Annotated in this window: 28 protein-coding genes; 3 read left to right on the top strand and 25 right to left on the bottom strand. The window is 64.0% G+C overall.

The genetic code is table 11. From position 1 onward, the window contains the following. Positions 1 to 55: 55 nt before the first annotated feature. A complete protein-coding gene (locus N7I30_RS14000; RefSeq protein ID WP_498639647.1) occupies positions 56 to 373 on the top strand; it encodes a hypothetical protein in 318 nt (105 codons plus the stop codon). A 184-nt stretch (positions 374 to 557) separates the two neighbouring features. On the opposite strand, the gene N7I30_RS13995 is transcribed toward N7I30_RS14000, so the two are convergent. The 7 genes from N7I30_RS13995 to N7I30_RS13965 form a co-directional block, all read right to left on the bottom strand. Further along, complete coding sequence (locus tag N7I30_RS13995) at positions 558 to 974, bottom strand: phage tail assembly chaperone (protein ID WP_498639645.1); 417 nt, start codon at positions 972 to 974, stop codon at positions 558 to 560. A gap of 8 nt (positions 975 to 982) precedes the next feature. Next, a complete protein-coding gene (locus N7I30_RS13990; RefSeq protein WP_498639643.1) occupies positions 983 to 1,411 on the bottom strand; it encodes a phage structural protein in 429 nt (142 codons plus the stop codon). A gap of 15 nt (positions 1,412 to 1,426) precedes the next feature. Then, positions 1,427 to 2,590 (bottom strand): DUF3383 family protein, encoded by a 1,164-nt coding sequence (locus N7I30_RS13985; protein ID WP_498639641.1) that lies wholly within the window; start codon positions 2,588 to 2,590, stop codon positions 1,427 to 1,429. Between the two features lie 65 nt (positions 2,591 to 2,655). Then, complete coding sequence (locus tag N7I30_RS13980) at positions 2,656 to 3,150, bottom strand: phage neck terminator protein (protein ID WP_498639639.1); 495 nt, start codon at positions 3,148 to 3,150, stop codon at positions 2,656 to 2,658. Continuing rightward, on the bottom strand, positions 3,147 to 3,479 hold the full coding sequence (locus N7I30_RS13975) for a phage head completion protein (RefSeq protein ID WP_498639637.1): 333 nt from the start codon (positions 3,477 to 3,479) through the stop codon (positions 3,147 to 3,149). The genes N7I30_RS13980 and N7I30_RS13975 overlap by 4 nt, the downstream gene beginning before the upstream one ends. Position 3,480: 1 nt before the next feature. Beyond that, positions 3,481 to 4,176 (bottom strand): HNH endonuclease signature motif containing protein, encoded by a 696-nt coding sequence (locus N7I30_RS13970; RefSeq protein WP_230789415.1) that lies wholly within the window; start codon positions 4,174 to 4,176, stop codon positions 3,481 to 3,483. Continuing rightward, entirely contained in the window at positions 4,173 to 4,829 is a 657-nt protein-coding gene (locus N7I30_RS13965; RefSeq protein WP_498639635.1) for a hypothetical protein, read from the bottom strand. The genes N7I30_RS13970 and N7I30_RS13965 overlap by 4 nt, the downstream gene beginning before the upstream one ends. A gap of 85 nt (positions 4,830 to 4,914) precedes the next feature. Here N7I30_RS13965 and N7I30_RS13960 point away from each other — a divergent pair, with 85 nt between their 5' ends. Continuing rightward, the gene (locus N7I30_RS13960; RefSeq protein ID WP_498639633.1) at positions 4,915 to 5,121 is read left to right on the top strand and encodes a hypothetical protein; all 207 of its coding nucleotides are present in this window, start codon (positions 4,915 to 4,917) and stop codon (positions 5,119 to 5,121) included. Here N7I30_RS13960 and N7I30_RS13955 read toward each other — a convergent pair. The 7 genes from N7I30_RS13955 to N7I30_RS13925 are packed head-to-tail and all read right to left on the bottom strand — an operon-like array spanning position 5,118 to position 9,110. Further along, entirely contained in the window at positions 5,118 to 5,606 is a 489-nt protein-coding gene (locus tag N7I30_RS13955) for a hypothetical protein (RefSeq protein ID WP_498639631.1), read from the bottom strand. The genes N7I30_RS13960 and N7I30_RS13955 overlap by 4 nt on opposite strands. Continuing rightward, positions 5,606 to 6,013: a DUF4054 domain-containing protein gene (locus N7I30_RS13950; protein ID WP_498639629.1), complete on the bottom strand. Its 408-nt coding sequence runs from the start codon at positions 6,011 to 6,013 to the stop codon at positions 5,606 to 5,608. The genes N7I30_RS13955 and N7I30_RS13950 overlap by 1 nt, the downstream gene beginning before the upstream one ends. A gap of 2 nt (positions 6,014 to 6,015) precedes the next feature. After that, the gene (locus N7I30_RS13945) at positions 6,016 to 6,423 is read right to left on the bottom strand and encodes a hypothetical protein (protein WP_498639627.1); all 408 of its coding nucleotides are present in this window, start codon (positions 6,421 to 6,423) and stop codon (positions 6,016 to 6,018) included. A gap of 12 nt (positions 6,424 to 6,435) precedes the next feature. Next, a complete protein-coding gene (locus tag N7I30_RS13940; RefSeq protein ID WP_498639625.1) occupies positions 6,436 to 7,359 on the bottom strand; it encodes a DUF2184 domain-containing protein in 924 nt (307 codons plus the stop codon). A 12-nt stretch (positions 7,360 to 7,371) separates the two neighbouring features. Continuing rightward, positions 7,372 to 7,830 carry a structural cement protein Gp24 gene (locus N7I30_RS13935; RefSeq protein WP_475365118.1) on the bottom strand — a complete coding sequence of 153 codons (459 nt, stop codon included), beginning with the start codon at positions 7,828 to 7,830 and terminating at the stop codon, positions 7,372 to 7,374. Next, positions 7,831 to 8,943 (bottom strand): DUF2213 domain-containing protein, encoded by a 1,113-nt coding sequence (locus N7I30_RS13930; protein ID WP_498639623.1) that lies wholly within the window; start codon positions 8,941 to 8,943, stop codon positions 7,831 to 7,833. After that, positions 8,943 to 9,110, bottom strand: a complete 168-nt coding sequence (locus tag N7I30_RS13925) for a hypothetical protein (protein ID WP_498639621.1) — start codon at positions 9,108 to 9,110, stop codon at positions 8,943 to 8,945. The genes N7I30_RS13930 and N7I30_RS13925 overlap by 1 nt, the downstream gene beginning before the upstream one ends. Before the next feature lie 35 nt (positions 9,111 to 9,145). On the opposite strand from N7I30_RS13925, the gene N7I30_RS13920 reads away from it, so the two are divergent. After that, positions 9,146 to 9,418: a hypothetical protein gene (locus tag N7I30_RS13920; RefSeq protein ID WP_498639619.1), complete on the top strand. Its 273-nt coding sequence runs from the start codon at positions 9,146 to 9,148 to the stop codon at positions 9,416 to 9,418. Here the strand turns inward: N7I30_RS13920 and N7I30_RS13915 are convergent. From N7I30_RS13915 to N7I30_RS13865, 11 genes are all read right to left on the bottom strand, one after another. Then, positions 9,415 to 9,609 (bottom strand): hypothetical protein, encoded by a 195-nt coding sequence (locus N7I30_RS13915; protein ID WP_498639617.1) that lies wholly within the window; start codon positions 9,607 to 9,609, stop codon positions 9,415 to 9,417. The genes N7I30_RS13920 and N7I30_RS13915 overlap by 4 nt on opposite strands. Next, positions 9,609 to 10,412 (bottom strand): phage head morphogenesis protein, encoded by an 804-nt coding sequence (locus N7I30_RS13910; RefSeq protein WP_498639615.1) that lies wholly within the window; start codon positions 10,410 to 10,412, stop codon positions 9,609 to 9,611. The genes N7I30_RS13915 and N7I30_RS13910 overlap by 1 nt, the downstream gene beginning before the upstream one ends. 27 nt (positions 10,413 to 10,439) lie before the next feature. Further along, positions 10,440 to 10,667 (bottom strand): Acb2/Tad1 domain-containing protein, encoded by a 228-nt coding sequence (locus N7I30_RS13905; protein ID WP_498639613.1) that lies wholly within the window; start codon positions 10,665 to 10,667, stop codon positions 10,440 to 10,442. Positions 10,668 to 10,669: 2 nt separating this feature from the next. Continuing rightward, complete coding sequence (locus N7I30_RS13900; protein WP_498639611.1) at positions 10,670 to 12,496, bottom strand: anti-CBASS protein Acb1 family protein; 1,827 nt, start codon at positions 12,494 to 12,496, stop codon at positions 10,670 to 10,672. 141 nt (positions 12,497 to 12,637) lie between these two features. Beyond that, positions 12,638 to 13,924, bottom strand: a complete 1,287-nt coding sequence (locus N7I30_RS13895) for a phage terminase large subunit (RefSeq protein ID WP_498639609.1) — start codon at positions 13,922 to 13,924, stop codon at positions 12,638 to 12,640. After that, positions 13,911 to 14,420: a terminase small subunit gene (locus tag N7I30_RS13890; protein ID WP_498639607.1), complete on the bottom strand. Its 510-nt coding sequence runs from the start codon at positions 14,418 to 14,420 to the stop codon at positions 13,911 to 13,913. Before N7I30_RS13890 ends, N7I30_RS13895 begins: the two co-directional genes overlap by 14 nt. Before the next feature lie 148 nt (positions 14,421 to 14,568). Then, on the bottom strand, positions 14,569 to 15,204 hold the full coding sequence (gene nusG, locus N7I30_RS13885) for a transcription termination/antitermination protein NusG (protein ID WP_498639605.1): 636 nt from the start codon (positions 15,202 to 15,204) through the stop codon (positions 14,569 to 14,571). Between the two features lie 77 nt (positions 15,205 to 15,281). Then, positions 15,282 to 15,674 carry a hypothetical protein gene (locus N7I30_RS13880; RefSeq protein ID WP_498639603.1) on the bottom strand — a complete coding sequence of 131 codons (393 nt, stop codon included), beginning with the start codon at positions 15,672 to 15,674 and terminating at the stop codon, positions 15,282 to 15,284. A 313-nt stretch (positions 15,675 to 15,987) separates the two neighbouring features. After that, entirely contained in the window at positions 15,988 to 16,287 is a 300-nt protein-coding gene (locus N7I30_RS13875; protein ID WP_498639601.1) for a BstA C-terminal domain-containing protein, read from the bottom strand. Next, the gene (locus N7I30_RS13870; protein WP_498639799.1) at positions 16,211 to 16,666 is read right to left on the bottom strand and encodes a KilA-N domain-containing protein; all 456 of its coding nucleotides are present in this window, start codon (positions 16,664 to 16,666) and stop codon (positions 16,211 to 16,213) included. Before N7I30_RS13870 ends, N7I30_RS13875 begins: the two co-directional genes overlap by 77 nt. Before the next feature lie 398 nt (positions 16,667 to 17,064). Then, positions 17,065 to 19,425 (bottom strand): bifunctional DNA primase/polymerase, encoded by a 2,361-nt coding sequence (locus tag N7I30_RS13865; protein ID WP_498639599.1) that lies wholly within the window; start codon positions 19,423 to 19,425, stop codon positions 17,065 to 17,067. Position 19,426 lies beyond the last annotated feature (1 nt).

Raw genomic sequence — 19,426 nt, 5'->3', positions numbered from 1 at the left:
TGATCCTTTGGGCTCAGGCGTCGATATACGGGGCGAACTCAATGGAGGAAGACCGATGCGAAGCCTGATCACCGCGTCTGCGATGCTGCTTTCGACCGCTGCCCATGCCGACTGGAAAGACGCTGCTCTGGAAGAAATCAGAGCGGAGCCGAAGGTCGTCGAGGCCATGTTCCAGAACGGTGGCCGTACCCTGTGGGTGTCGATGCAGGATGATGGCTCGTCCAGAGACGGCTACGCCAACTATCTCTGCCTCGTCATGTCAGATGCAGGCTTGCCTGCCGGGGACCGTGTGAGGATTCGCATCTGGGATGCCGCCGTCATGCGGGACGAACTGCGACAGATCGGCGAAGGCTTTTGCGAGACCGGCAGCTAGTCCTTCTCCATCGCCCGTTCCTGCATGGCGCCCTTCAGGTCCAGCGCCTCGTGCATGTCGAGCAGGTCGGTCAGCGTCACCCACTGATTGAGGTCGCCCGGCGTGCACATCGGCGGCTCAGATATGACCGGCCGCCACAGAAACAGGTTCAGGTTCGGCGCGATCTTGCTGATCTCGGCTTCGCTCAGGCTTTTGCCGGAAGCTTTCGCGCTCCATTCGCCGTGAGTGCGGTAAAAAAATCACCGAACTGCTCCTGAAGGACGAAGCCGACGACCGGGAGGATGCCCTGCAGGTTGCCGGTGAAGTCCTGATCCATGATGACCCGTCGATAGCGGCCGCCATCCTGAACCTCGGCGAGTTGGACGATCTCCTCAACCAGATCGCCGAAGGCCTCCGGGTCGATGGTCGCAGCGATGGCGTTCAGAGCATCGATCGCCGCCTTCTGCTGTGCCGCCTCGTCCGTCCGGTTCGCCAGCGCAGTGATCAGCGCCGGCAGCGCCGGGCCGATCACCTTCGTCAGCTTCGCCTGCAGGACGACCGCCCGCTTGGCGAGGATCGGCGTCACCGAGTAGATGACGCCGTCGATCTTCTTTTCAGCCACAGATCACCTCAACCGTTCGGGATGCTGCGGTCATACTGCGACGTCCACAGCACCCATTCCCGCATGGTCGCGGCCTTGCCCTTCTCGGTGGCCGGCGCCTGCATGATGAAGCACTTGTCGGCCGTGCCGCCCTCGCCCGAGCGACGGTCCTGGACGGTGAACGGCACGCCATCAAGGCCGCCTTCCCGCTGCTGTTCCAGAAGCTGCGTCAGGTAGCGGTGCGTCGGCGAGGTATGCTGGAGCTTGATCGAGATCTGCGATGCCTTGCCCGCGTGCTGCGAGAAGATGCCGGAGCCGTCGGCGCCGGTGAGGCCAGTGCCGATGTCCTCGCTTTCGGTGATGGCGACTGCATCGTCGCCTTCCCACATGCCGAGGACCGCGCGCTGGTTCAGCGTGCAGGTAACATCAATGTACGAATAGCTGGAGGTCTGTGCCATGTTCCGAGGCCCCTATCAGTAGCGGACGTTGATCTGGGCCTGCGCGTAATGCACAGCGCCGGCAGCGCGATAGTTCACGACGATCGGCGGGGCGATGCGCGCCTTACGCTGCGAGGCCGGGACCGAGAACACGTCCGGGACGATGATCTCGTAGGGCGGCAGGCGCTCGTCGGTTTCCTCGTCGTAATCCACTGCCACGAGTCCGGCCCGGTCGGCCTGCTGCATGACCGTGCGGGCGCCCGAGGCCAGAAGGTTCAGGCCGGGATTGTCGAACGAGACGCGGGGATTGTTCAGAAGCACGCCCAGGATCTCCTCCTCCATGCGCGCCACCATCCAGTCGCCCGAATGGATCTCGTCGATGAAGACGTTGGGCGTCAGGGTCGTGCCGAACTGGGTATGGTTACGGCCGCCGATATCGACATAGGCATTGGCGACGTGGCCGCTGATCTCGTCCTCGCCGAGCGCCGGCACGAAGCCGGTGATCGCCTGGAGCGCTGCGGAACCGATATTGGACGCCGGCAGGCCACGGATGAACTTGAAGGCGCCGGTGTAGGCCGAGTTGGCGCTGTCGAAGCTGTAGGTGCCGAGAAAGGCTGCCAGAGCGAAGCCGGGGAAATAGGCGGCGTTGTCGTGCCAGAAGATCGCCGTGCGCTCAACGGTGCCCTTGTAGCGGGCCGCGACGTTGGTCGTGTCGGTCTCGTCCTTCATCAGCGCGTCGTTGGACGTGATCAGCGCCATCTTGCGATGCGCTTCGATCCACGGGATGACGCCGTCGAGCAGCGGACTGTCGCGGAGATCGGTCTCGACATCGAGCCAGTACCAGCCTGGGTCGACGTCCTGGATCGCGTCCAGTGCATCGGTGAGCAGCGCTGCCTTGGCCGGAGCATCGGCGCCGGCATCGACCGCGTCCGCGTCATAGTAGCCGGCCTTGATCTGGAGCGGCGACGGGCGCTGCGAGAACGCCTGCTGGGCGGCCAGATAGAAATCGTCGGCCGCATCCCAGTCGGCGGCGACCTCTTCCATCGATCCGTAGACCTTGGTCAGGTTCGTTGCGTCCAGTTCGCCGGCCACTGCCGTCGAAGTCAGGAACAGGGGGACACCGAAGCCGCGACGGCTCGGGAATGCGTCCTGCCGGGTGAGCTGCACGTTGACGACGCGCGAATACGGAAGTCGTGCCATGGAGGGAACCTCATGGTTGAAGCCCTAACCGGGCCAGGCTTGATGATGGGAGGGCGGTTGCCCGGTTAGACCCGGCTCACATCGACCGGGGCAGTCTCGGCGACGTCGATGACGAGGCCATCGCGGACGATGCCGCGGATTTCCAGATCCATCTGCGCCCGTGCCTGCCACTCCTCGTTCAGGAGCTCGGTCGCGTCACGGATCTGCGAGGTTTCGAAGAGAGACAGCGGAGCGAGGCTTTCCAGCGCCGTCGGCACGTGCTGCGCCGTCTTGATCTTGCGCAGGAGCGTCTTGCCTCCGTCTCCGTAGACGTTCAGCGAGAAGCGCCAGAACCAGTCGCGCACCGGCGCCTGGCGGATCGTCTCGTCTTCGGTGCCCTCGTCGGTCACCGGGTATTCGATATCGCTCGGGTGCTCATGCACGGCGTCGGCCATCGTCAGGTTGATGACGCCATAGGGTTCCGCCGGCTCCGGCCCGCCCTGGTAGCTGTCGATCCAGAGAATGCCCGTCGCGTCGGCGATCCAGTTGCGGGTGGCGTCCAGAACCTCGGCCTCGGTCATCGCAGCGCCCCGAGAATCGCCCGCGTGTAGCCGCCGAGCTTCTGCCAGTCGTCAGCCGAGAGCACCTTGTAGGTGGTCGCCCCGTCGATGATCCGGTCGCCAGACTGCACCGCATGGCGGGTGATGCACTTCGCCTGCGCCTCGTTGCGGATGGTGGACGGGAGGTTGTTATACTCGGAGCCGGAAAGGGGCTGCACAGAAGCCCTGATAGGCGTGACGACCGTTTCCCCCGGAACCCATTTCCCGTTGACGTATGCCCCTTCCTCGTCCCGCTCGTGACTTACCGCCGTGGTGGTCAGTGCGTTGAATGCGGGAGCGAGGTTGAGCAAATCACTGCGCCTTTGCCTTCGCCAAGAGATAGCGTCTGCGGTTGTCCGCCCGCTTCTTCTCGCGACGTTTCAGATCGTATTCGTTCCACCGAGCCCTATCCCGAGCGATCTGCTCGGGTGATCGCCTCGCCAGATGCGCTGCCGCATTGATCCGCCCGCAGGCTCTGCACCTACGGTCGCCGTTCGGGCAATAGCCGGTGTTCTCTGCGTCGAACGGATGCCCATTGACGCAATGCGTCTTGACCGCGTTCTCCGCCGCGAAGCCTTCCCCGCGAAGCACGTTCACCTGATGAGTGACCGGCTCCAGATGGGCCGGGTTCACACATCCTGTGTTCCGGCAGAGATGATCGAGGATCAGCCCGTCAGGAACCCTGCCCCGCAGCGCCTCATAGGCAAACTTGTGAGCCCGTAGGGTCTTCTCGTTCGCTGAAAACTGCGCGTAAGGGTTCCTCGTGAAGAACGTGCCGCGCCACTGCCAGCACCCGTTTTCCAGCACCTCAATGTTATCGAATAGGCGCTGCCGCGCCTTCCTCCAGTACGGTTCCTCCGACCACGGATCACTGGACTTCGGCTTCGGCGGTCGCCCGCCTTCCGGGTCGCCGTAGGTCTTCCACTTTGCGTAGTGATGCTCGCAGAGTTGGCGCTTCAGATTGACAACCGGCCTCTCGCATCCTTCGATGCGACACGTGCCGGTCATGCCTGACGTTCCGCTTCGATCGCATTGATGCCACTATCGGCAATGCGGTCACTGGATGGCAGGCTGTGAAAAACTTTGTGGGCGCGCTGGTAGTCGCCAGAAGACGGCGCGGTTCCGAACCGCCATCCCGACATCGTGGTGGCGTCAGGGAAGACGGCTTTGGCAAAAGGCTCCAGTGCGGCCAGCACATTGGCTATCGGGGTGACTACAAGAGTAGACCGGATGCGGCGCTCGTAGTCGGCCTGGGCGGCGGCTTTGGCTTCTTCGGGTCTGTCGCAACCTGCTGCGATCCGCGACCCGTCGAAGTCGCACCGAAACAACCCGCCGCCGGAGTCATAGACCTCATATTCTGCGTTCTGGTGCAGCGCGGTTTGCACGCTCCAGTATTCGACGACGCCGCTTTTCTCGAGTCCCTCCCACTCAAGCGGCTTCACCGCCACTGGCCCCGGCGTCCCCGCTGTGAGCGCCGCGTCGATGGCGTCCTCGGAAATCGGGACCTGCCTCTGCTCAACCATTGCGATCGCCGATCGAGCGTCATCGACCATGTATGAGGGAGCGCCTTCCTCGTAGAGCCTATCAGCGGCGATACGAAGCGCATGAACGAGAAAGCTCACCTGCGCCCCCAGCGAGCCCCTGCCTCTATAATCAGACATCGTTTTCTCCAATCGTATCTACGATTGAAGGTTTATCGTATATATGCTACCCCGTCAACGTATCGTACATACGAAAGGCGAGCCATTGATCGAATTTCATACCTATGCAAAGCCGTCTCGCGTGGGACGGAAGATGCAATACCCGGAGCGGATCACCTTGCCGCTCGCCGAAGGCACGACCGCGCGGATCGATGCGGTCTGCGCCGATGGTGAACCGCGTCTTGACGTGATCCGCGAGGCTATCGAGCGGGAACTGAAGAGGCGGGAGCGGCAGAAGCCCGCGAGCCCCTAGTCCTCGACTTTCCAAGTCACCTTCTGCCTCATTTCTCCGCTCGAAATTAGCGGGTTACTGCTACCCTTGAGCTTGATCGTCACCGGAGAGTTCGGCGGGCTCCGGAGGGACGTGATTTCAGCTTGAATGTCGCCCTGCGCCAGAATGCCGATCTGGTCGAGTGAATTGCGCAAAGGCGAGCCCGTCCTAAGCGCCAACCCGGATGACCCAGCCTTGAGCGTGTTCATCGCGGCCGCCTGCATGAACCTTCGGTATTTATCGCGGTTCGCCCGCATCGCATTCCGCATGAAAGGGCGTTCTGGAATGGGGCCGCCCCAGCCGCCGCCCTTCGTGCCGAATTCTTGCCACATCGCACGCTGGACGATGTCAGCTTCAGCCTCGCCCGCCGGGAATCCGACTTTCACCTTCGTCGGGCCGCGGTAGAGAGCAGCCAAGGCCTTGAAGCCGAGCCACTTCAGTCGCCGTTCAATTCGCGCCGTGAACATCAGGCGACCATCGGCCCGCCGAAATTGGCCCTGCGTAGCGCTAGGAAGCGCTTCCCGTACTCGGTGGCGGAAAGGCCCGACAGATCGCCTGACGCGGCTCCTGCCCCCTCTCCTGTCCCGGCGTAGCTGACCTGCACCTCGCCGACGCGATAGGACTTCACCGCCCCCGTCGTCGTCATGCTGGACGTGCCGTCGCCATCCGGGTTGGCCCGCTCGACCGCGCCTTCGGTGACCAGCATATGCGCCGTCAGGAGCATGATGGCCGAGGCATAGTCCCGCTCCAGCCATGAGGTTGAGACCGTGCCGGCCGCTTCGGTGATGACGAGCGTGACGAGGTCATCGGAGACCGCATCGAACTCGGGATACCGCGCCTTGAGATTGGCAACGGTCGGCACGGTGTAGGCCATGATCAGTCCTCGGCCTTGTTCGCCTCGACGAAGGCGGCCTTATCGTCGTCCGAGAACTCGTCGAACCCGGCCACGTCGTCCTTGCGCAGACCCTTGGTGACCTGCTCGTCGCCCTGGAAGACGGCGAACCAGCCCGGCGAGGTCTGCTTGACGGAATAGGCGCCAGCGGGAGCGTCTGCCGTCTCGGCCGGACCCGTAGCGAAGCCGCGAAGCTCGTCCCGCTTCAGGCCGGCAAGGGCTCGCTCTGCCGGCTCCTCGTCGGCCTCGATGACGCCCAGCTTCAGCCAGGTCCGCACGGCATTGCCGCCGGAGACCATCCGCCAGTTGTCGATCTTCGCCGTCTTGCCCGGCTGGACCGTGACGCCGCCCATCGTGAGCGGCGCCGTATGCTTGTTCGTGACGTTCGCCATGGTCCGCCCTCCTCAGATGCCGTCGCCGTAGCGAACTTCCTTCGGGCGGCGGATATCGAGGCCGCCCAGCCGGAAGACGCCCGGAACGACCCAGTGCAGCGGGCCATCCTGGAAGACCGGCAGGAACCGGTGCGGCATCGGGATATGCAGCTTCAGCACCGAAGGATCGCGGCGGTAGGCCACCATGCGCGCCGTATCGCCGGCACCAGCCGTGGAGAGGCCGCGCACCGTGCGGATCGTCAGTTCCTGGCCCGTCATCGCGGTGACGACGTTGTTGCGGCGAAGGAAGTCGAGGATCGTGCCCTGGGTATCGCCGAGACGGTTGGAGGCGAGGATGCTCAGCTTCTCGTAGGGAAGCAGGAGCGTGTTCGCCATCGCCATTTCCTTCGTGTCGGTGGTGATGCCGAGCAGCACCTCGTTCACGTCGGCGAGGATCTGATCCTCGGTGGCAGTCGCCCAGGCACCGGTCGTCACGCTCGCGGCGATGACCGCCGCATTATCGATCAGGCCCTTGAAGTTCTTGGTCGCGTCGCCGGCCAGAGCCACACGATCGACCATCTCCTCGTAGGCCCGACGCGCCGCCATGGCATCGTCGTTGGAGAGATTGCGGCCGGTCATCATGGCCACGTTGATCTCTTCCCAGCCGTAGCCGTAGCCGATCGCCGCGGTGTAGACGGCAGTCTTGTGCTCGTTCAGCTCGGAGCCGGCCATCGGGATGTCATCGGCATTGCCGTTGATCCAGTCGGCCCGACCGACCTTGTCGCTCGAGTAGTAGGTGACCGTCTGGGCGAAGGGGTTCGCCGAGGTGTCCACCGGGATGAGCGACGGATACTGAATGTCGGGATAGACGGTCTCGTTGACCCCCTGCTCGACATGGGTGGTCTGCGAGCGGACGAAGCCGGTTGCAGCCTGGGCGTCAAAGACGTGCTGGTTCATGATCGGGTCTCCTTAGCCCAGACGGAGCATGGCGAGGCCGGCACCAGAGGTGCTGGATTCCCACCGCGCATTCGGAATGGCCACGACGCCCGCGCCGACGGCAGTCTTGCCGATGACGCCAGAGGCGAGCGTGACGGTGACGATGTCAGCCGGGGTGACGGCGACGGCGACCTCGACCCAGATGACGCCCTTGCGCATGATCAGCGCGGACTCGTACTGGGCGAAGGCGTTCGGCGTTTCCGGCCGCACACCGCGCTCGCGCATGGTGATGCCGACGTAGGTCTGCGCCGTCATGCCGGAGAGATCGGACTTGCAGCCCTTGTCGGCGGTGCCCTGCTGGACGACCTTGCCGAAGCCGACCCCGGCAGCCGTCTCGACGGTGCGGGAGATCAGATCGACCGGCTCCATGTTCGCCCGCATACCGGCGCGGGCTGCATCCATCGTCTCGTTGTAGGTGGACTGGACAGCCATTTACTTCGCTCCCTTCCAGGCGTCGCCGAGGCGCGCTTCGTAGGCCGTCTGGCCGTTGTCGGTGACCGGGGCCGGCTTGCCATCGGCGAGTGCGCGGGCCACCGGATCGGTGCCCTTCTTCGCGTCCTCGGCGAGGATGTCGAAGCGGGCATCGACGTAGGCGGCGGACTTGCCCTCGACCGCGGCATCGCCGAGCTTGGCGACCACGACGGCCTTGCGAATGTCGGCATCGGAGACGCCGGTCGTCTTCACGTCCCTGGCGATGGCGCCGGCCAGCGCGACGAGATCGCCGCGGTCCTGGACGCGCTTGTCGAGATCGGCGTCGGACAGGATCTTGCCCTTCGCGTCGTCGAGCTCGGCGTCCTTCTTGGCGATCTCCGCATCCTTGTCGGCCAACGCCTTGGCGTGGACCTTCTCGGCGTCGGAAAGCTTGGTGGTGGTGTCGCCGAGCCGCTGCTGCAGCGTGGCGATAACCGTGGCTCCCTGATCGGTCACTTCGATCGGGATGCCATCGACGGTAACCGTCTTCAGGGCCATGGGAGGTTCCTTGTCCTCTACAGTGAGCGGGGCGATGCCCCAGTGGACCGCACCGTCACCGATGCGGCATTCCGATCCGGCTCGCCCGCGCTGGACGATCGCCAGGTGGTTGGCCCGGATGTTCTTCTGGATCGCGTCGTAGGCCTCGCCTTCGGGCGTGACGCCGTCCTCGAATGAGAGTTCGCAGGAATAGCCGGCGGAGAGCTCGCGCTTGCCTGACTGGATCGTCTTGACCGCGGCCGCGTCCTTCACAATGAGCGGGATGCGCAGGCGCTGGCCGTCCCGCAGCACCTCGTCGCCGGTCTCGCCCTTGGCCAGCGATGCCCAGTTGTCGGCCGTCACGGCTTCGGCTGGGTGATCGTTGGTGATCGGGATGTGCGAGAACGAGGCCAGGCTGTCGCGGTGGAAGACTTCCGCTTCCGGCCGGTAGACCCGGACCATCTGCATCTCGGGCTTGCCGACTTCGATGCCGGCGTAGATCTGGATGCCGGTGCGCACGATCCGGGCGTCGGCCACGAGGTAGCCGTCGGCGGTGACGCGAGGCTTCTCGACCTCGGCCGCGTCGATGAACTGCATCACATGTAATCCTTGGTGCCGTCCTCGCGGACCGTGTAGGGCCGGATGTCGATGCCGTGGGTGGCGATCCAATCGGCTGCCCGGTTCGGCCAAGGCAGCGGCAGGAACGTGAGCGCACGGACCCACCAGCGGACGCGGATGTCCGCGCCAAACTTCACACAGATCATGGCCAGAGCCCTCGATTGTGGTATTGTCCGCGCCGATGACGACCAATCCCGACCGCCTCAAAGAACTGGAAAGCCTCGTCCGCACGCTGCGAACCGACGTGCTGAACAGCGCCCTGAAAGTGCACGAGCTGGAGTTTCACCTGCGACGCCAGGACGAACGGCTGGAAGCCATCATGTCCAAGCTGTTCGAGTGGTGTGCGCCGCAGTCCTTGAAAGACGCGATCCTGAAAGACTTGATGTCCGAGCGCATAGACGCGCCGAGCGATGTGATCGGCGCGCTCGACGAGTGGATGAAGCGGAACGACTAGGTGTTCGGGTGATAGCGCCGGTAGAGCCCCTGATAGTAGGCGATGACCTTCATCGCAGCCATCATGTCCGGCCGCTCGCAGTTCGGATCGCCCTCGGGGATCTGGTGGATGTGCCAGTCGATCAGATCGAACGTGTATTGCAGGTGCGCCTCGTCGTAAGGCGGTAGCCTGTGGGTCGTCTTTACAGCCATCAGAACCGCTCCCCGTCCATCACCACGATGCCGCGCGCGACGCACCGGCACATAATGGGCTGGCCGGGCGGCAATCCCTGTTCAGCGCCGGTCGGCTTCCCGTATTCGTATTCCTTGCCGTCCAGTTCCTTGTGACGCGGCCGCACGCGCTCGTCCCGGCTCGTCATCCAGGTGTAGGACGTTACCCCCGCCTGAACGTGCCGCAGCCGGTTCAAGTCCGAGGTGGTCTTCGCAACCTGATCCCTTGCGATGATCTTGGCGCGGCGATCGGCAACCCCGAACTCGTCGGTGAGCCGCTTGCGTAGCTGCGCTGCCGTCTGACCCTGCAGAACCGCGTCGTAGGTGGCGCGCTCGATCTTCGCGACGGTGTCCCGCGCAAGGCTCTGGATCAGCCCAGCATTGCGCCGGTTCGCGTCGATCAGGTAATCCGCCAGATCCTCCTGGCTCACCACCGCGGCAAGGTCGATCCCGATGGTCGACCGGACCGAGGCCAGCCACTTCTTGGTGTGCCGCTCGCTCTCCAGCCGGAGGATGCGACCGACCATGCCCTCGGCAATGACGCCCAGCCGGACGGCCAACTGCTTCAGACCCTCGAACACGAACTCGCCCAGCGCGTCCTGCGTCATGGATGACCGCTGACGGGCGATCTCGGCTTCGGCGGCCGGAAGCACCTCGGAACGCACCGTGGCTGCCAGTGACCGCAGCATGGCACGGAGAGCGCGTTCGTACTCTTTGCGGGCCCCGATGCTATCCGTGATCGGCGGAAGCGTGATCGTCGGCCGCTTGGTCTTCGTCGCGGCCATGCGGGAGAGGCTGTAGGACTGCACCGGTCAGGCGGTGACGTGCTTCACCGCCCACATGACGGCTTCCTCGACCTTCGTCTTGGCGATCGAGACTTCCCGGCTGCTGCCGAGCGCGCCGATCCGGTCATGGAACGCGAGCCCCATGTCCTTGATCTCCTGCATCGACGCCTTTTCCTCGTCGCTCAGGACGCGGTAGGCGTGGCGCATGGTGTTGTTGACGGTGCGCTCGTCGCTAGTGCTGTCGACTTCGGACATGATCAGCTCTCCTTGATGCCCTTGGCCCAATCCTCTTGGACCTCTTCGAAGATCTCCGGCCCGAGCACGATCTCACCCTGATACGGCTCGATCTCGGCCAGCGGGCGCTTGTCGCCGTAGCTGATCGTGATGTGCGGTTGATACTCGGGATGATCCCAAGTCGCGCCGGCCTCGATGATGTCGCGATGACGCCAGCGAAGGTCGGAGGCAGTGAACAGCAGGACCGTGGCCTCGCCGAACCGCTCCATCTGACGCGGGCCACCGGCACCGATCTCCAGCTTGGGCGACCACGATTCCCCGACCGCGAACCAGTCCACCGGCTGGCGGGAGAACGCGATCGTCACATGCAGGTCGTCGGCTGGGAGCGTGGTATCGAACCCCTGCCCCTTGGCCCAAGCGATGATGTCGGCCGCGTTCAGCACGTCCCGCCGCACATACAGCGTCCGGGGTGCAGCATCGTTCGCCGCTGCCTGCATGCGGGCCACGGTAGCCGGCGCCTGCTGCGCTGCCCGTGCCGCCTCTTCCGCTGCCGTCGCCTTCTCGCTGAAGTCGATCGCGTCGCCTTCGGCCTCGGCTTCGTCCATGGCCGCCTCAAGGCCGGGGTAGGTGCCAGCCTCGACCAGTTGATTGACGCGGCCCTTGGCGAGTGCACTGTCGGGGATCAGGCCCGAGTTCGCATCGATCTGGAACGCTTGCGCGTGCTTCAGTGCGATCTCCGCGTGATCCTTCTCGTCGAGCTGGAACAGTTCGGACCAGCGGTAATGCACCTCTGCCGGACGCTTCCCGAGCGCGGACCAGATGATGCACTCGTCGAGCACGGACATGGCAGGCCGCATCTCCAGTTCCTGCATGGAACGGACGCGGTTGAAATAGTTCTTCTCGTCGTGGGCGCCGGTACTGTTCATGCCCGCAGGGCTCTGGCCCAGAAGCCGCGTCACCGGGATATCCGCGGCGCCGGCTGCGATCTGCATGAAGCGGTCCATCACGTCCGGCAGCGTGGCGAAGTCGATCTGCTTCTGCTGGTAGTCCTCGGCGCCGTCGATGATCAGCGCGTTGTAGAGTCCCTTGATCATCATCGACGTGGCCACGCGCTTGGTCAGCCGGGCCTCATAATCAGGCAGCGACGCCGAAGCAGTAAGTTCCGGGATCTTGATGACGTCGAGCTTGGCCTCGTGGGTCATCTCGGACACGTTCGCCGCGGTCGCCTCGGCATCCTTCAGTGCGCGGGACACGGCCTCCAGAATGCTGTCGCCCCACGTCGTGGCGACGGTGGTTTCCACGTTCGGCAGCGGGGCACCGATGAACCGCACCAGCCGGGACGGATGAACGATCACCTGCGCGCCTGTGCCGGTCTGCAGTGTGTAGACCTTCGGCGTGCCGTACCATGGGGAAGTTACGTCGGTCTCCAGCTCGCCGGCTGCCAGGCGGGTGCATGTCAGGACAGGGAGATAGCGGAGCCCCCCTCCGGCCAGCCGCTCCGGTCGCAACTCGTCGGACTGGTTGACCGACCCATCGCCGATGAACATCGCCGCGCCGCCGTACAGCCGCGCCTTGGTCTTGGCCTCCAGCGCCTTGCCGCGGACGTTCAACCGCTTTTCCTCGGCCTCGATCTTCTCGATCTCGTCGTTCTCAGCCTGCCAGTCGCGCCATTCCCGGCACATATCCATGGCGGGGATGTCAATGACCTTCCGGGCCAGCCACGACCCGCGATAGGCCGCCTCCAGTTCCATCGGGTCCATGGGGGCGAAGTTGTAAGTCGCGCCCTGCGATTTCCCCTTACCAAGCCCCTGGCCGGTGAAGATGTTGACGATGGAATCGAGAAACCGCACCGGCTACTTTCCTTTTTTCGGTGGGTTCTGGATCAGGTGGCGGCCGACTGCGGGGAAGGTTTTGGCGACTGCCATAGCGCCCTTCTTCCGGGCCTCGGCCAGCATTTTGCGGCGCTCAGCGCAGGATTTGCAGGGCATCGGTCACCCCCATGCGGCGAGGTTGTAGTTCGACCCCGTTAGCATCAGATCGGTCATCGCCCAGACAAGCGCATCAGCGCGATCCGGTGAGCCGCTGCCTTGGTATCCATCGGTCGTGAACATCGCCATCTGGTCTTCAAGCTCGACGAACGTGCCGACGTGGTGCGCCCGGGCCGGATAGCCATCGCGATCCTCATAGAGGCCGGCGATCGGCTCGGCCCGGACATGCTTGCCCCTGGACGCCGTCACCAGTTGGACCGGCACCGTGTTGTCGGCCAGTTTGATGGTGCTCTCGACCATCGCGCCGCCGTAGTTCGCTTCCGCGACCACCTTGTCGGCACGCCACTTGGCATGCATCTCGACCACTCGACGGCCCCATCCGGCAGGCGACAGACGACAGGTCGCGTCTTCCAGCACGTAGGCATGACCATCGACGCCTTTGCCGACGACGATGATGCCCTGGCTGTCGCCGCCCATGCCGTCCGAACCCGATGGGTCGACGCCGATCACGATGCGGGTCAGGTCTGGCGGTGAAGCCCGGCGCCCGGCATCAATGCGATCCTGCGGCCATAGTGTGCCCGGCACCTCCGAGAGGTATTTCCCCTCCTTGAAGCGCTGGCGCTGGCGCTCCGGGAGCGTGTCCAGCTCCTCGAGATAGGCAGCCGGCAGGTGCGGATTGTCATCCGGGTTCAGCGTGACGTAGGCGCGAGTGCCAGTCGGGAGTGGAAGCCTGTTCTCCGGCCGAACGCCCTCGACAAACTCGCGATAAGTCCAGTGGGATCGACCGACAGGATTCAGGTCGTAATAGGCCTTGAGCGGGAGATCTCGGCCGTCTCGGCGCTTCACGTTCTGCGCAAGGCGGGTGCGGAGCGTGAGGATCGTTTCGTAGGCGATCTGCGAACACTCGTTCGAGTAGATGGTGGCGAATTCCTTGCCGAGAATCTTCTCGACCCGCTCCTTGTCGTCCAAACCTCCGAACCAGATCTCGGCGCCATCCGGCATCGTGATGAACTGGTCCTGCTTGTTCTGGGTATACGGGACGCCGGGATAGGCGGCCCGCATCATCGCCGGCCAGGTGTCCATCATCACGGCCTGCCGCACGTCGATGTTGTGAAGCCGGGCGATGAGGTGGCGTGAGCTGGGAGCGGCGAGCGCACGCGTCGCGACGCAGTAGCAGAACCCGAACGTCTTCCCCGACCGCGACCCGCCATAGCCGAGAATATGGCGGGATGGCCCAGCGGCGGCGTTGCGCAGTTCCTGCTGTTTCGCCGTGAGGCTAAAGGTCGGCATCCGGGCCGGCGATGTTGACCGTCACATTCCCGCTTGTCTCGACCTGGTCCTTGAACGCCTGTACCTCGACGTGCTTGCCGATCAGCTCAAGGCGCTTGACGCGATCGGACAGCTTCAGCTTCCGGATCACGCCAACAGTCACGCCCTCCTCCTTCACCTCCTCGACATCGAGGCCGGCAACAAGGCCCTTGCGCCAAATCGGGGGCCAATCCTGGACCGACCGGAGTGATCCGTTCTCGTCATAGAGATCGGCCACGTCGGCCTCGGCTTCGTCGGCGAGGCGGCGGAGCAACCAATCGGCGTCGACCCGTGTGCGGGCCGATCGGGCAGTCTTGGCTCCGGCGATGGCGGCCGAAACCTCAACATCCTTCAACAGCCGCTGGCCTTGCGAATAGGCCGTCTTCTGGCTGTAGCCGGCCCTGATGGCCGCCTGGGTCGCGTTCAAGTCGTGGAGATATTCCTCGACGAAGCGTCCCCGCTTCTCGCCGAGCGCCATGACCATGTCCTTGGGTGATGAAAAAGAAAAGGGCCAGCTTCCGCTGACCCATAAGACCCCATCCATGCCGCCTAGCTATCGCTGGGGCTGGGTCCGAGCGTGCGCGTCATCATGCGCATCAAACCGGGGGCGTCCTGCGCGTATAGATTCATGCCGCCTCCAGCATGTCAAGCGCGATCTCGACGCCATCTACAGCACCCCCGAACAGCGTCATGCCCAATCTGGCGAACCCGCCCCCGATCGCTACGACCGGCACGACCATGCCATCGAAGGGGCCGTCCATGACCCGAACATCATCCCCTACTGAAAATTCCCTATGGGTGCGCATGTGCTTCTGCGCCTCGGGAGCGTTTAGGCCGGTCGCAGTGCGCCGGATCAGACGGCGCACCTCCTTGTTCGGAAGCAGCATGGGCCTTCCGTCCAAGCCGGCTACGACTCCCGTGATGCATGGTAGGTTGAACAACCTGAACCAGAGCGGCCTTCCCCTCTCGAACCCTGCCAGCACGTAACGTGGAGCAACCGCCATGCGGACTTCGCGTTTCGGCAGCCGAAGCTGTCGGGATTTTTTGCTGGAGTGCCGGTATTCCACACGCACCGGGACAAACGTCCGGAGCCCATACCGACGCAGGATCTTCTGCGCCACGAATTCCTTCTGTGGCGGCACCTGTAGCGCGTACCAGTTCAGACCTGCGGCGACTTCGAGAATGTCGGGGGAGACGTCATAGTCTGACATCCGGTCCCGCATTGGTGGCATGGATGTGGGGCTGATCTTGTCCTGCATCATGGCTCCTCGTGTGGCGGCGAGGAGCCCGGAACGGGGCGTCGTGAGCGGGGTGATTGTGTGGTGTGTTCGCTATCGGGTCAACTCGTTTTCAGGGCGAGCGTGTAGAAGATCGAGGGTCTGCCGCGGCGCCCCTCGCCCTCCCTGCGGATCCACACCTCGCCATCCTCCGCAAGCGACGTCATCACAGTCGTGATCTGCGCCGACTTCGCCCTGCCCTTCAGGCTGCGCACTAGGTCCGCATGACTGACCTCTCCGCCAGCCCGGATCAGCCGGACTGCCTCGACCGTGACTACCCTGCGGATGTCCGGATCGATCCCCCCCTGGGGATGAGGATCGAAGGCGTTGGCGAGGTTCCGGATTGCCCTCGCCCCACGCTCCCGACGCGCATCATCGACGATGGCACCAGCGAAACCTGCGAGCAAGGCTTCAAGCCTCTCGATGCGTGCCTCTAGCTGCGATACCCGGTCCATGGCGGTGTTCCCTCGCGCGCGTGAATATCTGTTCTGCGGCCCGATATTGCCGGGAAATCTGATAAACGGCAATAAGAGGTTATAAGAAGGATAGGACGGGAAAAAGCGGGAACACCGTGAACACTGAATAAATATATATATAGATTAGGTACTTAGACCCGGAACGGTGTTCACACCGGTGTTCACGGTGTTCACAAAATTTCCGGCCGGTGTTCACGGTGTTCACGTCGAATTGGGAACACCGTGTGAACACCGACTTGGACACGAAAAAGCCGCCCCGGAGGGCGGCTCTCGTGGCGTGAGTGTGGGGCAGTCAGGCTGCCTGCGGCGGTGCCGGAAGCAGCCTCGGGAGATACGCGAGGGCAGCGCTGTCCTTCCCGGAGAAATAGGCGATCGACCTGTTCGGCAGCCACTCGTCACGGAAGTGGCGGCGCCAGTCGGCCAAGAGGCTCTCCGGATAGGCCTTCGCCTGAACCCGTCGACCATCTTCGAACACGTGAGTGTACGTCGGCAGCGTGTCGGTATCGATGCCATGCTTATCCCGCAGCCATTTGCAGAACATCCGCCCATGGGAGATGTCCGGCATCAACCGCTCCGGCAGCGTGTAGCCCATTATCTCCAACGGGGGCGATGAGAGCTTGGGTCATCTCCGTCAGAAGCGAGAAATGACCGACCGGCACATTCCTCTGGTTCGCGACATACCGCCGGAGGTGATAAGGGACCGAGGGAGTGGCTGGTTTGGCTCTGCCAGCCATCCAGTCATAGACCCACTGGCTGACCTTGACGGCAAACTCCCCGGAGAGCCACTGGGCAAGATTGATTGCCACTTGGGGGTGGACCCAAGTGCCTTGGATGCGCACATCCCCACCCTTGATCGACTGGACAAGCGTCGAAGCCGGAATACCGGTTTCGATAGCCAGAGCGTCCAAAAAAGCTCTCGTGGAACTCACGACGGAGTAGTGGTTCCACCGCTTGCCTGCGGCCTGGCACATCGCTGTAGCGTTGATATAGCCGTCACCGGGTCGCTGATAGATGGTCGATCCCTGGGCCTGGTGAGGGATCAGTTCGAGATGCTGTTGCACTGAAATATCGCTCCTTGGCGAATGGAGCGGAGGCTTCAAAGATCGGTTGACATAATCCGGTGTTGGCCGACATATGGTCTCGTGATCACAACGAAGCCCCCGCAAGGTGGTTTGAAATACGGGCCGCACCTGTTGACGCAGGGCGGCCCGCCCCTTTTGACCTCGACGAATCGGGGCCAGAGACCAACATCACCGATTCCGTGCTGTTCGGCAACGGCCACACCTCATCCGTGCACGTATTCAGAGTCGGTCTCCGTCAGAACGCGGTCGGCGCTATGCGGCTGTGTATAACTTCGGGGATAAGCTGCTCACTCGAGTGTCCGGTACCACGTCACTGGCGTGCCACCCGCATCCGGCTCGACCTTCTGCAGCTCGAGTTCCTCGGCGTCGACCATTGATCCCAGCAGGTCTCGCAGATCCCTCGCCTTCATTGAGTGCTGCATTGCCCGTAGCAGCACCTTGTGTTGCACCCGACCGCCGCGCTCCTTGACAATACGGCGGACCCGCTGGGCGGCTGCCTGATTGTCCGTGTCGGCCATATAGTCCGCCGCGCCGGCGATCATCGTCTCGGCACTGTCGAGCGCGACCAACTTCCCGAATTCCATGTCCTCTACCGAAACGGAATTCAGGCTATTGAAGGGGTGGCGACCGACGGCGACGATCGTCGCGATCCGCAGCGCCATTTCGGCCGTCCTGGCATAAAAGCTCGCGCTGTCGGGGTCGGAAAGCTTCGCCTCCACCCGCTTGCTGAACTGGTCGTAGGTGTGTTTCGCATCGGGCCCAGACCATGAAACCACCTGCCGGTTCGGTGTCGGATCCATGTCGGCCTGGTTGCGCAGGGTCGCCTGCATAGCGCCGGACCGCTCATAGATGGCGAGCAGCGCGTCGACGATCGAAGCGGGGACTGTCGCAGGATCATGGGTCGGGTCCCGCTCCTCTGGACGGCCAGCCCCACCCACGAGCAGGAACCGGTTCAGCGTGCCATCCTCTACGCTCCCGCCCTCCATAGCGCGCCAGAACTGCTCCGGAGTCGATGCGCCATAGATCGAGATGGCAGGCGCGTGGATCGTCGCAGCCTCCTTTCCCGCCCATTCCGGCGTAGTGTAGTTGGCGAAGGACTTGCCCCACATCGTCCGCAGCACCTTCGAGATCGAGCGCTCGAAGCCCGACGCCCGCTTGTTGCCGATGCGCGCCATGAAGTCGCCGAACTCGTCCATGGCGCAGAGGGACAGTGGCGACCTGACGAGGAAGTTGACGACTGCCGGCATGGAAATGAATTCGGATGGGCCGATGTGATGCGACATCCTGGCGGCCGCGAGGATCCGCTCGATCTGCTGCAAGGCGAAATCCTTGCCGGCGCCCGTCGGCGCCAAGCCGAGAACGTAGAGGTGCGTGGCCGATCCGGTCGGACCGACGAACTGCCGCCCGGCCGCGGTACCGACGATCGTCAGCGCGGCGCCAAGGGCAAGCCCCGGCTGCGGCCGCCGGGATGTGTCGCAGATCCATTGCGCGATATCGCCCACCAGGCCGGGCGGAAATGTGGGGTGTGATGGCTGCGGTGGGGTGGTGGCAACGCTTGCAGTCGCCAACCCCTCACCCTGCCCACCGACATCGACGATCACCCCATCCTCATCCGTGACGGTACCGTCGGAGTGCTCGATCAGGCGGCGCGCACGTGAGAGGGCCGCCACGACCTTCCGACCATGGGCGAGCGCCTCCGGATCCTCCGGGGGCATGTGGGCGATACGGATCGCCGAGAGGTCGGCTCCGTACTGTTTTGCCAGCGCGGCGAGGGTCGCACCATTCACGCCAGTAGATCGGAACGACTTCCACTTCCGGGCAACCTCGCCGGCCTTGTACTTCGACCCGCCGGAGCTCCAAGCGTCGGCAAGGGAGAGGCCATGGCCGGATCCGCCCGTCGCAGCATGGACAGCCATGAGCGCCTGCACCCACTCGTCATAGCCGCAGTCGGCCGGGATGTGGCTGAGGAGGTCGGCGATCTCGTCGGGGCTGGTATTGGTCGATGGCGCAGATGGCGAACCCAAACCGGCCGGGTCTGGAGCCTTGCGTTGCAGGAGTTCGACGGCTCCACCGCCTCCCTCGCCGGCCACCCCCTCAAGCCACCCGGCCAGCCAGTCGGGGACCGGCGGCGCCTCGGCAGGATCGCCGTCACATTCATATCGCCGCCCATCGGCCATGATCGCGCCGGGCGCGACGATGTAGCCGCCGTCGCCCCGGACATCGACGCCCTTGGGAAGCCGGCCCTTGCGATTACCGAGGCCGCCCTCTTGCCGGAATATCCAGTGATTGCCCTCGTTCGGCGTGGCCACGATCGGGATGCCATAGGGGGACGCGTGGGCATCTTCCATGACAGCCGCCCATGCCTCGACGCCGTCATGCTCTGGATCGTGCCGGTCGGCATCGATGACGAAGAGACCCGACTTGCCGACGTCCAGCGCCGGCGCCGCATCGGGCCACTTCCGCCACCATTCGCGGATGACGGTAGGGTCCGAGCACGACTGATCACGCCACCGGAAGAACGGCATCGGCGCCTTGGCCTTAGGCCCGCCGGACTGCACCGGGAACACGGCAAAACCCTTGGCCGCGAGCGATAGCGCAACGGCGAGATTGGCCGGCTCGCCGGGTGGTGGTGGTGTGTCGATACCCACG

Origin of the sequence: Aurantimonas litoralis (genome assembly GCF_026153195.1) — a bacterium.
Lineage (GTDB): Bacteria > Pseudomonadota > Alphaproteobacteria > Rhizobiales > Rhizobiaceae > Aurantimonas > Aurantimonas coralicida.
This window is presented reverse-complemented; position numbering and strand designations above follow the sequence as displayed.

Excerpts from the sequence above, each read along its gene's own strand:
- N7I30_RS13875 (WP_498639601.1), bottom strand. The coding sequence starts at position 16,287 with ATGGGCTACACGCTGCCGGAGCGGTTGATGCCGGACATCTCCCATGGG.
- N7I30_RS13935 (WP_475365118.1), bottom strand. The coding sequence starts at position 7,830 with ATGGCTGTCCAGTCCACCTACAACGAGACGATGGATGCAGCCCGCGCC.
- N7I30_RS13870 (WP_498639799.1), bottom strand. The coding sequence starts at position 16,666 with ATGTGCCAGGCCGCAGGCAAGCGGTGGAACCACTACTCCGTCGTGAGT.
- N7I30_RS13925 (WP_498639621.1), bottom strand. The coding sequence starts at position 9,110 with ATGATCTGTGTGAAGTTTGGCGCGGACATCCGCGTCCGCTGGTGGGTC.
- N7I30_RS13980 (WP_498639639.1), bottom strand. The coding sequence starts at position 3,150 with ATGACCGAGGCCGAGGTTCTGGACGCCACCCGCAACTGGATCGCCGAC.
- N7I30_RS13905 (WP_498639613.1), bottom strand. The coding sequence starts at position 10,667 with ATGTCCGAAGTCGACAGCACTAGCGACGAGCGCACCGTCAACAACACC.
- N7I30_RS13970 (WP_230789415.1), bottom strand. The coding sequence starts at position 4,176 with ATGACCGGCACGTGTCGCATCGAAGGATGCGAGAGGCCGGTTGTCAAT.
- nusG (WP_498639605.1), bottom strand. The coding sequence starts at position 15,204 with ATGATGCAGGACAAGATCAGCCCCACATCCATGCCACCAATGCGGGAC.
- N7I30_RS13910 (WP_498639615.1), bottom strand. The coding sequence starts at position 10,412 with ATGGCCGCGACGAAGACCAAGCGGCCGACGATCACGCTTCCGCCGATC.
- N7I30_RS13880 (WP_498639603.1), bottom strand. The coding sequence starts at position 15,674 with ATGGACCGGGTATCGCAGCTAGAGGCACGCATCGAGAGGCTTGAAGCC.
- N7I30_RS13955 (WP_498639631.1), bottom strand. The coding sequence starts at position 5,606 with ATGTTCACGGCGCGAATTGAACGGCGACTGAAGTGGCTCGGCTTCAAG.
- N7I30_RS13985 (WP_498639641.1), bottom strand. The coding sequence starts at position 2,590 with ATGGCACGACTTCCGTATTCGCGCGTCGTCAACGTGCAGCTCACCCGG.
- N7I30_RS14000 (WP_498639647.1), top strand. The coding sequence starts at position 56 with ATGCGAAGCCTGATCACCGCGTCTGCGATGCTGCTTTCGACCGCTGCC.
- N7I30_RS13915 (WP_498639617.1), bottom strand. The coding sequence starts at position 9,609 with ATGGCTGTAAAGACGACCCACAGGCTACCGCCTTACGACGAGGCGCAC.
- N7I30_RS13965 (WP_498639635.1), bottom strand. The coding sequence starts at position 4,829 with ATGTCTGATTATAGAGGCAGGGGCTCGCTGGGGGCGCAGGTGAGCTTT.
- N7I30_RS13990 (WP_498639643.1), bottom strand. The coding sequence starts at position 1,411 with ATGGCACAGACCTCCAGCTATTCGTACATTGATGTTACCTGCACGCTG.
- N7I30_RS13895 (WP_498639609.1), bottom strand. The coding sequence starts at position 13,924 with ATGCCGACCTTTAGCCTCACGGCGAAACAGCAGGAACTGCGCAACGCC.
- N7I30_RS13945 (WP_498639627.1), bottom strand. The coding sequence starts at position 6,423 with ATGGCGAACGTCACGAACAAGCATACGGCGCCGCTCACGATGGGCGGC.
- N7I30_RS13930 (WP_498639623.1), bottom strand. The coding sequence starts at position 8,943 with ATGCAGTTCATCGACGCGGCCGAGGTCGAGAAGCCTCGCGTCACCGCC.
- N7I30_RS13890 (WP_498639607.1), bottom strand. The coding sequence starts at position 14,420 with ATGGCGCTCGGCGAGAAGCGGGGACGCTTCGTCGAGGAATATCTCCAC.
- N7I30_RS13950 (WP_498639629.1), bottom strand. The coding sequence starts at position 6,013 with ATGGCCTACACCGTGCCGACCGTTGCCAATCTCAAGGCGCGGTATCCC.
- N7I30_RS13920 (WP_498639619.1), top strand. The coding sequence starts at position 9,146 with ATGACGACCAATCCCGACCGCCTCAAAGAACTGGAAAGCCTCGTCCGC.
- N7I30_RS13940 (WP_498639625.1), bottom strand. The coding sequence starts at position 7,359 with ATGAACCAGCACGTCTTTGACGCCCAGGCTGCAACCGGCTTCGTCCGC.